At 43.4% G+C, this 11,703-nt stretch carries 12 protein-coding genes and 1 rRNA gene; 6 read left to right on the top strand and 7 right to left on the bottom strand.

Translation table 11 applies throughout. From position 1 onward, the window contains the following. Positions 1–81, bottom strand: a 16S ribosomal RNA gene (locus JMX83_RS07905); the annotation flags it as partial. A gap of 679 nt (positions 82–760) precedes the next feature. Further along, on the bottom strand, positions 761–1,447 hold the full coding sequence (locus JMX83_RS07900) for a DNA glycosylase (protein WP_201600326.1): 687 nt from the start codon (positions 1,445–1,447) through the stop codon (positions 761–763). 359 nt (positions 1,448–1,806) lie between these two features. On the opposite strand from JMX83_RS07900, the gene upp reads away from it, so the two are divergent. Both upp and JMX83_RS07890 read left to right on the top strand, forming a co-directional pair. Further along, positions 1,807–2,466, top strand: coding sequence for a uracil phosphoribosyltransferase (gene upp, locus JMX83_RS07895; protein ID WP_201600324.1), 660 nt, complete (start codon positions 1,807–1,809; stop codon positions 2,464–2,466). A gap of 72 nt (positions 2,467–2,538) precedes the next feature. Further along, positions 2,539–3,291 (top strand): SDR family NAD(P)-dependent oxidoreductase, encoded by a 753-nt coding sequence (locus JMX83_RS07890; RefSeq protein WP_201600322.1) that lies wholly within the window; start codon positions 2,539–2,541, stop codon positions 3,289–3,291. A 19-nt stretch (positions 3,292–3,310) separates the two neighbouring features. On the opposite strand, the gene JMX83_RS07885 is transcribed toward JMX83_RS07890, so the two are convergent. Beyond that, positions 3,311–3,964: a hypothetical protein gene (locus tag JMX83_RS07885; RefSeq protein WP_201600320.1), complete on the bottom strand. Its 654-nt coding sequence runs from the start codon at positions 3,962–3,964 to the stop codon at positions 3,311–3,313. Positions 3,965–4,139: 175 nt separating this feature from the next. Between JMX83_RS07885 and JMX83_RS07880 the strand changes: the two genes are divergently transcribed. Together JMX83_RS07880 and JMX83_RS07875 are read left to right on the top strand one after the other, a co-directional pair. Next, the gene (locus JMX83_RS07880; RefSeq protein ID WP_201600318.1) at positions 4,140–5,096 is read left to right on the top strand and encodes an alpha/beta fold hydrolase; all 957 of its coding nucleotides are present in this window, start codon (positions 4,140–4,142) and stop codon (positions 5,094–5,096) included. Between the two features lie 174 nt (positions 5,097–5,270). After that, positions 5,271–6,107: an alpha/beta fold hydrolase gene (locus JMX83_RS07875; RefSeq protein ID WP_201600316.1), complete on the top strand. Its 837-nt coding sequence runs from the start codon at positions 5,271–5,273 to the stop codon at positions 6,105–6,107. Positions 6,108–6,213: 106 nt separating this feature from the next. Here the strand turns inward: JMX83_RS07875 and JMX83_RS07870 are convergent, their stop codons facing one another. The 4 genes from JMX83_RS07870 to tyrS are packed head-to-tail and all read right to left on the bottom strand — an operon-like array spanning position 6,214 to position 8,655. Then, positions 6,214–6,537, bottom strand: coding sequence for a hypothetical protein (locus JMX83_RS07870; RefSeq protein ID WP_201600315.1), 324 nt, complete (start codon positions 6,535–6,537; stop codon positions 6,214–6,216). A 23-nt stretch (positions 6,538–6,560) separates the two neighbouring features. Next, complete coding sequence (locus tag JMX83_RS07865) at positions 6,561–6,794, bottom strand: DUF1653 domain-containing protein (RefSeq protein WP_201600311.1); 234 nt, start codon at positions 6,792–6,794, stop codon at positions 6,561–6,563. A gap of 29 nt (positions 6,795–6,823) precedes the next feature. Next, positions 6,824–7,402, bottom strand: a complete 579-nt coding sequence (locus tag JMX83_RS07860; RefSeq protein ID WP_201600308.1) for a GNAT family N-acetyltransferase — start codon at positions 7,400–7,402, stop codon at positions 6,824–6,826. A 38-nt stretch (positions 7,403–7,440) separates the two neighbouring features. Beyond that, positions 7,441–8,655, bottom strand: a complete 1,215-nt coding sequence (gene tyrS, locus JMX83_RS07855) for a tyrosine--tRNA ligase (RefSeq protein ID WP_201600305.1) — start codon at positions 8,653–8,655, stop codon at positions 7,441–7,443. Between the two features lie 143 nt (positions 8,656–8,798). Between tyrS and JMX83_RS07850 the strand changes: the two genes are divergently transcribed. Both JMX83_RS07850 and fabF read left to right on the top strand, forming a co-directional pair. Then, the gene (locus JMX83_RS07850) at positions 8,799–10,175 is read left to right on the top strand and encodes an anhydro-N-acetylmuramic acid kinase (RefSeq protein ID WP_201600302.1); all 1,377 of its coding nucleotides are present in this window, start codon (positions 8,799–8,801) and stop codon (positions 10,173–10,175) included. A 153-nt stretch (positions 10,176–10,328) separates the two neighbouring features. Then, entirely contained in the window at positions 10,329–11,663 is a 1,335-nt protein-coding gene (gene fabF, locus JMX83_RS07845; protein ID WP_201600339.1) for a beta-ketoacyl-ACP synthase II, read from the top strand. Positions 11,664–11,703 lie beyond the last annotated feature (40 nt).

Here is an 11,703-nt window from a genome sequence, read left to right as displayed (position 1 = left end):
CTATCATCGTTTCCGCTCGACTTGCATGTGTTAAGCCTGCCGCCAGCGTTCAATCTGAGCCATGATCAAACTCTTCAGTTTAATCTTGCTATGAAGCTCTTTAAAGAAGCTTCTAAACTTGGCTCATCTAATCTGGCAAAATCGCTAAAAATTATGTTCGTAATGAATTAACTTTGAGTTTTTCTGCTGTCTTAAATGATAATTTTTATAGTTAATAATCTTCCCGAAAAGAAAAGATAGTCAACTTTATTTTTTAGCATTCTGAATCAGCAAAAATCCACACAAGTTGTTCTTTAGTTATGCTTTTAAATAGTCTCAATCACTGTCGTCCAGTCATCGATATATAGGGTAAATCTTTCGCTTTTCGCCTTTTCCGTTGCCGGTTAAGCTATCTAGCGAGCCGACTATCTTATCATAATGATATGAATTGTCAAGCTTTATTTTAATTTGTTTCAACAGGTTAGCTGCGTTAGTAATATGTAATTTATATATTCGTTGCCGCTAGTCCGTCTGATGAGGGCGTATTATAGAGGGTTTAATTTTTGTGTCAACCTGTTTTATTAATGTTTTTAATCTTATTTTAGCAAAATATGAAAATGGTAATTCTTTCAATGGGTTAGATATTTGATGATTTGAGATAATTGATGGGTAGTTGAAGATGTGCTCTGAACGATAGACCTGTTAGATATGTTATTGGGTTTTACTGACTGCATAAGCTTCTCTATTTCTAACATCCATCTATAAAGAATTATCTTTTATATTACAACTTACCCACCCTCTCAAAGAACGCCTTATATGCAGCGACTTTCTTATCCAACGATAACGGATAGGCACGTGAGGTTGAAGGTAATCTATACAAGGTTAGGTCATTAACCTCAGTAGTTTGTTCAGCGTTTTGCCACTGATAAGGGTAATCCATCCTTTGATTGGTTTTTGGATGCTTTGATTTGGCAATTGGCTCGTCTAATAACCCAAGCAGTACTTCCGTCGCCTTGCCTCCTGTCGTAAACAAAGTCTCTACCTTTGGCACTTGCGGCAAGATAACATCTAAATCAACAGGTGCAACTACCGTTAGATTTTTATCCGAAGCATTGCCAGTCTCTCGAATAGCTTGCTTGACTGTCGGACAAGAAGCAATGCCACGTTCAAACATAAAATCTCGAATGCGCTCAGGGTCAAAGCGCTTTTCATCGCCTACTCTAAAATAGTCAGTATCATCAAAAAATACTCGACCATAGATACGCCACATATCATTATAAAAATTGGGATAATGAAAGCTCATTGCCCATTTATCAGCAGTCGGTGGAAAAGTACCCATCATCATGACCGTGGCATTGGGCGGTAAGACAGGTTCAAAGGGGTGATTTTCAAGCTTTGTGTCTTTGTCATCAAATGATGTCGGTTTAGTATCAGCAGTTTTTTGGGTGTTTGATGTTTTTATAGTCATGATATTCTTCGTCAGAAAAGCGGTTTTTTTGGTATCATAGCAAGTCTAAACACTACCTCACTTATAATCACGTTATATAGTCAAACTTAGTCGGTTCAATCAGTTGACTTAAGATAGCGCGATATCATTTTACTTAGCCTGAATTGCTTAGGCTTTAATGGCAGCTGTGAACGCAAATATTGTCATCATGATAAATGCGCACTGTCGTAAAATAGTTGATTAGCGCGATTGTGAAGGCATTAACTTTACTATTGATGTGCCAAAGATATGGTTAAAGTGCGGTAAGTGTTTGTATATTTTATACTAATGGCAACCGCAGTAACTGCGCAAGCATCAGACAAGAAACCGAGAGAGATTCTATGAGCGACTTAAACAGCGATTTAAAAATTACGGTAATCGATCATCCACTAGTCCGTCATAAACTCAGCCTCATGCGCGAAAAAGACTGTAGTACTTATAAATTTCGTACATTGACCAAAGAGCTTGCACGCTTGATGGCTTATGAAGCAAGCCGTGATTTTGAAATCGAAACTTTTCCAATGCAAGGTTGGTGTGGCGAAATCACTGGTGAGCAAATCATCGGTAAAACAGCAACTATCGTACCGATTCTACGCGCAGGTATTGGCATGCTTGATGGCGTGCTCGATTTGATTCCTACTGCTAAGATTTCTGTGGTCGGTCTACAACGCGATGAAGAAACCTTGCAGCCAGTACCATTCTTTGAAAAATTTGTCAGTCACATGGACAAACGTCCTGCGCTTATCATCGATCCAATGCTGGCCACGGGCGGCTCAATGGTAGCAACCATCGAGATGCTAAAGAAAAACGGCTGTACGAATATTAAAGCTTTGGTTTTGGTCGCAGCACCTGAAGGCGTCCGCTTGGTAAATGAAGCGCATCCTGACGTGACTATCTATACCGCTGCATTAGACAGCCATTTAGATGAGCATGGTTACATCATCCCAGGTCTAGGCGATGCGGGTGATAAGATTTTTGGTAAGCAATTATCAAATAGATAAGTCGCATTAGGATAAAAAAGCCGTCATCAAGGTTATGATAGAAACATGCAGCATCAATAATAAGGACAAACAATGAACGTATTGATTACCGGGGCAAGCGCAGGTTTTGGTAAAGCGTTGGCAGAGCGTTTGGTTGCTAATGGTCACCGCGTGATCGGTTGCGCTAGACGTATCGACAAACTGAATGCTTTAGCTGAGATTTTAGGTGAGGACTTTTTACCTGTGGTGATGGATGTGAGCGATACGGATTCTATCCCGCAAATCATTGCTGACTTGCCTGATGACTTTAAACAGATTGATGTCTTGGTCAATAATGCAGGATTGGCACTCGGTACAGAGCCTGCCCACAAAGCCAGTCTCGATGATTGGATGCGCATGACGGATACCAATGTTAAAGGTCTAATGGCATTGACTCATGCCGTCTTGCCAGCGATGGTTGAGCGTGACAGCGGCTATATCATCAATGTTGGTTCCATTGCGGGCAACTGGCCGTATTTTGGTGGCAATGTCTACGGTGCAACCAAAGCATTTGTCAAACAATTTAGCCTAAATTTACGTGCTGATCTTATTGGTACGCAGGTGCGTGTGACCAATATTGAACCGGGCGTAGTCGCGGGTACTGAGTTTTCAAACGTGCGCTATCATGGTGATGATGAAAAAGCGGCTAAAGTCTATGATGGCTTTAAGACCATGACAGGTGAAGATATCGGCGATATATTACTGTGGCTGATTGAGTCACCTGCGCATATCAACGTCAATCGTTTGGAAGTGATGCCAGTCGCACAAACCTATAATGGTTTGACGGTGGCTAAAAAAGACAGTTAAAAGCTCGTCTATCTAGCGATCAACGTAACTCGTAAGACCGAAGCAATATAGATGACTCTATATTGCTTTTTTTTGTGTCCTCAATCGTGACCTCATTGACCAAGCGCAAATCCTGAAAGTCCATAATCAATACTTCATTGCGCAAGCGCTCGCTAGTGCGCTTATTGTGACGTATGGGAAACCCTAATACTTGCCTACCGACGATGGTGATTTGATTAACAATCATCTTTGAATGAGAAACCTGATGGGTTGTCATTTTTTGCGCGTTAATGATAGCCGTGGCAGGATTTACGGTGGTGGTGAGTAGCTTTGTTTGCCGTACCACTTTTGGCATCTCTCCTGCAAAAAATAATACCTGATCTAATGGCATATATTGCGCATGGCGGGTCAGCTCTTGACGAAACAAGGCAGGCATTTCTACATTAAAACTGTCTTCTGTTTGTTGATAAAACGCGGTAAAGTTGCGATGCAAATACCGTCCAAACACCGTGGTATTGATCCATTCTTGATAAATATCGTTCGCCAGTAGTCGCTTGGTAAAAGTGCTGGCATCTATCGTGACCTCATTATTTAGTATCAATAATAAAAGCGCTTGTGGACTGATAAATGTCTGCTGCTCCCAGACTTGTGGATACAAGCTACTATCCAATGATGACAATATCGATTTGCTCATACCCTTCTATCCTTATCAGTTATCGCTACTGCTTTTACCGTTAGCCAAATTCTATGCTATGGTCAGATGACTGCTTCAATATAACAGTCTTTTATTCGCGGTATGAATACGTTTGTAAAAATACATCTTGACCACTCAACCAAGATGGCTTGATAACCAAAAGTGATGTCATTCTATGAAAAAAACTCTTCTTTCTCTACCCGCGTCCTATCAATTGCGGACAATCGATATAAAGACAGCTGATGGTACGGCGCTACCCGTGTCTGTCATTGGGAATGGTAAACCCGTCATGATGATGCATGCTTATGGCATGGATGCACGTGAGTTTTTACCTTTTATACTGCCACTGATAGGTAAATATGAGTTTTACTTGCCACATTTTCGAGGTTTTGGTGCGGCAAAAAATATTGAGTTGACGCAGTTTGATTTCGTGCATCAGTATGCTGATGATATTGATATAGTGATTGAGCACGTCTGTCTTGCACGGCAGATAGAGTCGCTACCTGTAGCCGCGATTTCTATGGGGGCACTCGTCATGTGGTCTTATTTTGAGCGTTTTGGTTCATCACGGGTTAGTCGCTATCTGAATATCGATCAAAGCCCTGTGATTCATAATCAACCAGATTGGCAAGGCGGACTGTTTGGGGATCGGCAAAAAGAGATGTTTGCCTTGTTTCAAGACATTGTCGATAGGACACTACCCTATGCGCAAGTTGAACACTTTACGCACTTGCCGTTTTCTCTCAAACGCCATGTGACGGATGTCGAAAGATTGTTTTCTTTACTCTCTGTCAGTCGTCCACGCTCGAAAGCTGTCGTACAAGCAATTACTCATCAAAACGATCATAAGCTGGCATTTTATAATCACCAAACATGGCAACATAAAATGCGCTGCCTGCAAGCGTATCTGGCGATACCTTATGATTTTCGGGCAGGTATAGAGAATGTCACCATCCCAGTGGTCAGTCTCATTGGTGGACAATCAAAACTCTATGACCCCAAATGGCAGCAAGAAATCACACGTATGCTACCCAATGCTCGTGACGTTATTCTGCCACGCTCAGGACATGCAGTGCCAATAGATGAGCCATTGCAATTTCATAAGATACTAAAAGAATTTCTACAAGATTGACTAGGATTTTACACAACCACTTTATAATCACTACTATAACTTTACAACCTGTCATAGCAATTAACTTGGGCTGATTCTATACTAAAAAGCTGATGCTAATCACTGCGAATAGTAGTTACTGATAAGCATCAACACAAAAATATATGAATATAATAATATCAAAAGGATAAGGTCATGCCCTACGCTACCGTTGCAACACAAGACGAACAACCCATCGAACTTTATTACGAAATCCAAGGTACTGGCAAACCCGTCGTACTCATTCATGGCTGGCCACTCAGTGGACGCGCTTGGGAAGCACAGCTGCCTGCGCTGGTCGAAGCTGGCTATCAAGTGATTACCTATGACAGACGTGGCTTTGGTCAATCGTCTAAACCATGGAACGGATACGACTACGATACCCTAGCCCAAGATTTAAAAGGCTTGATGGAGGCGCTCGATTTACAAAACGCGACCATCGTTGGATTCTCTATGGGCGGCGGCGAGGTGGCTCGCTATCTTGGTAAATATGGTTCAGAGCGTGTGAGCAAAGCGGTACTGGCATCTGCTGTTCCGCCGTACTTGTTTAAGGCAGATGATAACCCTGATGGCGGTCTTGAAGAAGCAGATATTCAAGGATTCTTGGATGGTGTGAGCGATGATCGTATCGCCTTTTTGAATGACTTTACCAAGAATTTCTTTACGCCAAAAGACGGTAAGTCGCTGGTCAGTAAGCCTATGCGCTTATACAACCGCGATATCGCTGCTTTCGCCTCTGCCAAAGCAACCTTTGATTGCGTCAAATCTTTTAGCTACACCGACTTCCGCGATGATCTAAAAGCCTTTGATGTACCAACCTTAGTGATACATGGTGATGCGGATCAAATCGTCCCGTTTGAAGCAAGCGGTGAGCGCTCTCATGATATGATTGCAGACAGTAAGCTACATGTCGTTGAAGGTGGTCCACATGGCATCAATGTGACCCATAGCGAAGAGTTCAATAAAACATTGATTGCATTTTTAAACAGTTAATTGACTGTCTAGATAAAACATAGATATAGAACAAAAAAACGACCTCAACGGGTCGTTTTTTTGTTTTAAAGATTTTGGGTAGGATAGTTATTAACCTAGGCTAGCGTTAAAAGGACTTACCAATCCATGTGTAAAAGACAAGTACACTTGCAATAACTAAGGTATAGGAAAATATTGTCTGCAATAGACCTTGAAAAACTGCTTGTAAAAACTTATGAGAATAATAATAAGACATTGAAGTGTAGATAAGCCAAGTAATAGGTACTATTACTAACCAAAAAAAATTGTCTAATGATGAATTAGGTGGCTTTTGATTAAGATAAACATCTAACCAATTGATAAATAAATAAATGCCAAATTGAGTTAAAATCACTATGAACTGTAATAATAAAGGCACTGAATATCTTTTTTTATTGTCTAAACGCGCCATTTCAATCTCATTTTTACTAACAATTAATCAACTAATACTTTGATGAGTTCAAATCGCGGAACCTCTTTGCCATCAACAGTGACCATCTCAGTAAACATCGCAAGCGGGCGTACCCACACGCCATACTCACCATAAAGACAACGATAAACCACGAGCGACTCTTCAGTTTCTGAGTGCCTCGCCGTATGCAGCACTTGGTAAAGGCTGCCTTTGTAATGACGGTAAATGCCTTGGGGAACTCTATTCTCTTGTGTCATAAATCTCTTACTTAGTTTGATTACGCAGATTAGGGACTTTGATTCAATTTATTTATCAGTTCAATTTTTACTTGTGGCCATTCAGATTTTAATAAACTGTACATCACAGTGCTAGAAACAACGCCATCACGGCGAACTCGATTGCCGCGAATCACGCCGTCCTTTTTGGCACCTAAGCGCTCAATGGCTTGTTGCGAGCGATGATTATCAATATCTGTACGCCAGCCTACGGTTTGATATTCTAAAGTTTCAAATACATAGGTAAGCAGCATAAGCTTACAGGTGGTATTGACATGCGTGCGCCAGTAAGATTTAGCATACCATGTATAGCCAATCTCTAAGCGTTTACTGGCAGGTAAAATATCATGAAAGCTCGTTGACCCAATCGCTTTACCAGTACGCTCATCAATGACGGCAAAAGCTTGTCTGTCAGGCATTGAATCTGCAATATTAATATAGTCAATGACTTTGTCTGGCTCAGGTACAGACGTCACGTTTATTTTCCACAATTCACCATCTTGGCAAGCTTTAATCAAGTCAGTGGCATGAGCGAGCGTTAATGGCTCAAGGATAATGCCATTACTCGATAAGGTAACCTGTTCTAGCATTTATCTCTCCTCAAGCCATTATTGATGTGAGCAAGCGCTTAAGCAACCGTCACTTTTGCATAGGCTTTCTTGCCTGCTTGAATCACAACCGTTTGACCTGAGCTTAAGCTAAAGCCAGCATTGACCTCTTCGCCATCGACTTTGACTGCATTGCGCTTGATCATGTCTTTTGCCGCTGCACTATTTTTAGTCAAACCTGCTTGGTTTAATATCTGTGTGATAAACAAGGCCTCTTGACCTTCTTCAAGCGTTAATGTCACTTCTGGCAAATCCACTGGCAACTCGCCATCTGCTAAAACGTTGCCCGCTGATTTATGTGCATTTGCCGCCGCATCCGCATCGTGGAAGCGCTCGATTAACTCTTCGGCGAGGATACGTTTGATTTCTTGTGGATTGCGCCCGTCTTCCATCTCGCGCATCAAGCCTTCGACTTCTTCCATGGGCTTAAAGCTTAAGAACTCAAAATAGCGTTGGATCAAGGTATCCGGCATCGATAGGATTTTTTGGTACATGGTGCCTGGCGCATCATAGATGGCGACATAGTTGCCTAGAGATTTAGACATTTTATTGACACCGTCTAGCCCTTCTAAGATCGGCACCGTAATACAAACTTGTTGCTCTTGGTCATAGCGTCCTTGCAACGTGCGACCCATCAACAAGTTAAAGGTTTGATCCGTACCGCCAAGCTCAACATCCGCTTTTAGCGCGATAGAATCGTAGCCTTGTACCAATGGGTAGAGAAACTCATGAATTGAGATAGGTGTTTGCGATGCGTAACGTTTCGAGAAGTCATCACGCTCAAGCATACGCGAGACGGTCTGCTGGCTCGCAAGCTGAATCATATCAGCGGCGCTCATATCATTGAACCACTCAGAGTTAAAGACTACTCGGGTCTTTTCTTTGTCCAAGATTTTAAATACTTGCTCAGCATAGGTCGTAGCATTGGCTTTGATTTGCTCATCAGTCAATGGTGGGCGCGTGCTGTTCTTACCAGAAGGGTCGCCAATTTTGGCAGTATAGTCACCAATCAAGAAATAAATCTCATGACCCAAATCTTGAAAATGCTTGAGCTTGTTGATCAAAACCGTGTGACCTAAATGCAGATCAGGCGCGGTAGGATCAAAGCCTGCTTTAATACGTAGCGGACGGTTGAGCTTTAGCTTAGCGACTAAGTCGTCTTCAGATAATATCTCTTGCGTACCGCGCTGAATAAGGGCCAACTGTTCTTCTAGGGTGTAAGTTTGATTGGTCATGGTTCTCTCTATATATCGCTTTAATTAGGATTTTTACAAATGACGGTTACTGGCTCAACACCTTATGACGTTTAGAAGCTCAAAGGGTCAGAAAAAATGCTAGAATTTGACGGATATACTAGCGTTTTTTAAGGTAAATTGCCATGACCAACCCCGCATCGATTGCTGATACTGACCATAATGCCCTCGCAGACTTACTTATGAATAATAGTTTGGATCATAGCTCCGACGATATTGATGATTTGACTTCTGATAATTCAAACTATGCCACGTTGACCGATGCGCTTGAGCAAACGGTGTTTGAAAGATTTGATGATGGCTTATATATCGGCATGATGTCGGGCACCAGCTTGGATGGTATGGATGCGGTTATTTGTCAGTTTAATCATGACATGGGCGATACCGAAAATACCAGTAATAAAGAAAACACCCAACCGCCGATGCAGCTGCTGGCGACATATAGTCAAGATTTTCCGCCACGATTGCGTGAGGTCCTATTGGCATTATGTCAGCCCAATGGTGTGAATCAACTCGTACTAGAGGCCAATGAGCCAAACAGCGAATTGGACTGGTTTGGTTGGGCAAGTCGCGAATATGCGGAATTTGCCAGCGAGGTAGTCAATACCTTATTACAGCAAGCAAATATCGATGCTGAATCAGTACTGGCGACTGGCTGTCATGGGCAAACGGTACGCCATCGTCCGCAGATGAGTTTTAGCTTGCAATTGGTCGATGCCAATATCATCGCTGAGCGTACAGGCATTAGCGTCGTCAGTGACTTTCGTCGCCGTGATATGGCCGTTGGTGGTCAAGGTGCGCCATTGGTTCCTGCCTTCCACCAAGCACTGTTTGGCACATCTGATAACACACGCGTGATATTAAATTTGGGCGGTATTGCCAATATAACCGTCTTGCCTGCTGATGGAAAAAATAAAGTTGTTGGCTACGATACGGGACCTGCAAACTTACTATTGGATGCGTGGACAGCATTGCATACTGATAATAGCTATGATGCGAGCGGTGCTTGGGCACAGTCTGGAGTCATCATTGAACCGCTATTACAGCAGCTTTTGGCACATCCATTTTTTGCTCAATCTCATCCCAAAAGTACGGGCCGCGAAGATTTCAACTTGGCTTGGCTGCAAAATGAGCTACAAGCTTTTGAGCAAGCCAATGCCAACATCAGTTATTCAGCAGCCGATGTGCAAGCAACCTTGACTGAGCTAACGGCTATCAGTGCCAGTACGCAAATCAATATGTTTATCAATCATTCAAAAAACAGCTCAGTATATGTTTGCGGCGGCGGCGCATTGAATGACTATTTGATGACGCGTCTACGAGCTCACTTACCCCACTCTACAGTAATGACCACGGATCATTTAGGGCTGGCACCAACATGGGTAGAGGCAGTCGCTTTTGCTTGGTTAGCCAGACAAACACTAATGGGTGAAACGGGTAATTTACCTGCTGTAACCGGCGCCAATAAAGGCGTGGTATTGGGACAAGTTTGTTTTGCCTGACCAGTTAGATTTTAGTTTACATACGTGCACCTATGTGTTTTATAATAACTTTAAAAACGCCATCCTCTTAGGACCCGTAAGTATAGGACATATCGCATGAGCCAACACAGCACTTCACCTATCGACCAAGCCACCAATGATGACACAAATAATATGACCGCAGCTCCTGTATACAAATCGCGTCAAAAACCCCCTCATTACGAGCGCTCTGATGATACGCGTGTGGTCGTGACAGGTATGGGTGCCATTACCCCGCTTGGTCTGGATGTTGATAGCTCATGGAGCAAGCTACTCAATGGTGACAGTGGTATCTCACCGATTACGCATTTTGATGCGACTGGCTACCGCGCGCAAATCGCAGGTGTGATCAAAGACTTTGAGGCCAAGCAGTACATGAGCGCCAAAGATGCGCGCCGCTATGATGAGTTTATACACTACGGGATTGCGGCATCTTCTATGGCACTACAGCACGCTGGTCTTATCGATGAAGTCAGTGCTGCTGATGCGCCAGTACAAGGGGTTGATCAAGATCGCTTTGGTATCATATTGGGTTCAGGTATTGGTGGTATCCAAACCATCGAAAACAGTCGCGATACCCTACACGAAAAAGGTGCCGCTAAAGTCTCACCCTTTATCATCCCAGGCTCTATTGTCAATATGGCAGCAGGATTGGTCGCGATTAAGCACAACTTAAAAGGGCCAAATCTTGCGACATCAACGGCCTGTACTACCGCGACTCACGCTATCGGTCTTGCAGCGCGTTTGATCGCCTACGGTGATGCCGATATCATGTTGGCTGGCGGTAGTGAAAAAGGCTCAAGCCCACTTGGTATAGCGGGCTTTAGCGCGATGCACGCACTCTCTACGCGTAACGACGAGCCAACCAAAGCATCACGTCCGTTTGATAAAGGCCGTGACGGTTTTGTACTTGGTGACGGTGCTGGTATGGTCGTCTTAGAAAGCCTTGCTCACGCCAAAGCGCGCGGTGCAACGATATTGGCAGAGCTGGTCGGGTTTGGCATGAGCGATGACGCCAGTCATATTACCGCACCACCAGAAGATGGTAGCGGCGCTGCAAAAGCCATGCGCAATGCACTCAATGATGCTGGGATTGAACCCGCAAGCGTCGGTTATGTCAATGCGCACGGCACCAGTACACCTGCAGGTGATGTCGCTGAATCAATTGCTATCGAAACCGTGTTTTCACCAGTGAAAGACAGTATTTTGGTGAGCTCAACCAAATCTATGACAGGGCACCTGCTTGGTGCAGCTGGCGGTGTGGAAGCCATATTTACCGTGCTTGCCCTACAGCATCAGCACGTACCACCCACGATTAACCTAGAAGATGTAGAAGACAACTGCAATCTCGATTACGTGGCCAACCAATCACGTAAAGTCGATAACTTGCAATATGCTGTATCCAACAGCTTCGGCTTTGGCGGTACTAATGGATCCTTGATATTTGCACGCTGGCCTATCAACCACTAATAGCCAAAAGCATATCGTGCGATGCGATACCGCGTTTTTG

The organism is Psychrobacter piscatorii, from assembly GCF_904846415.1.
Taxonomy (GTDB): Bacteria; Pseudomonadota; Gammaproteobacteria; order Pseudomonadales; family Moraxellaceae; genus Psychrobacter; species Psychrobacter piscatorii.
Note: the sequence above shows the minus strand (reverse complement) of the source record. Positions and strands in the feature narration are given on the sequence as shown.

Excerpts from the sequence above, each read along its gene's own strand:
- JMX83_RS07900 (WP_201600326.1), bottom strand. The coding sequence starts at position 1,447 with ATGACTATAAAAACATCAAACACCCAAAAAACTGCTGATACTAAACCG.
- upp (WP_201600324.1), top strand. The coding sequence starts at position 1,807 with ATGAGCGACTTAAACAGCGATTTAAAAATTACGGTAATCGATCATCCA.
- JMX83_RS07890 (WP_201600322.1), top strand. The coding sequence starts at position 2,539 with ATGAACGTATTGATTACCGGGGCAAGCGCAGGTTTTGGTAAAGCGTTG.
- JMX83_RS07885 (WP_201600320.1), bottom strand. The coding sequence starts at position 3,964 with ATGAGCAAATCGATATTGTCATCATTGGATAGTAGCTTGTATCCACAA.
- JMX83_RS07880 (WP_201600318.1), top strand. The coding sequence starts at position 4,140 with ATGAAAAAAACTCTTCTTTCTCTACCCGCGTCCTATCAATTGCGGACA.
- JMX83_RS07875 (WP_201600316.1), top strand. The coding sequence starts at position 5,271 with ATGCCCTACGCTACCGTTGCAACACAAGACGAACAACCCATCGAACTT.
- JMX83_RS07870 (WP_201600315.1), bottom strand. The coding sequence starts at position 6,537 with ATGGCGCGTTTAGACAATAAAAAAAGATATTCAGTGCCTTTATTATTA.
- JMX83_RS07865 (WP_201600311.1), bottom strand. The coding sequence starts at position 6,794 with ATGACACAAGAGAATAGAGTTCCCCAAGGCATTTACCGTCATTACAAA.
- JMX83_RS07860 (WP_201600308.1), bottom strand. The coding sequence starts at position 7,402 with ATGCTAGAACAGGTTACCTTATCGAGTAATGGCATTATCCTTGAGCCA.
- tyrS (WP_201600305.1), bottom strand. The coding sequence starts at position 8,655 with ATGACCAATCAAACTTACACCCTAGAAGAACAGTTGGCCCTTATTCAG.
- JMX83_RS07850 (WP_201600302.1), top strand. The coding sequence starts at position 8,799 with ATGACCAACCCCGCATCGATTGCTGATACTGACCATAATGCCCTCGCA.
- fabF (WP_201600339.1), top strand. The coding sequence starts at position 10,329 with ATGACCGCAGCTCCTGTATACAAATCGCGTCAAAAACCCCCTCATTAC.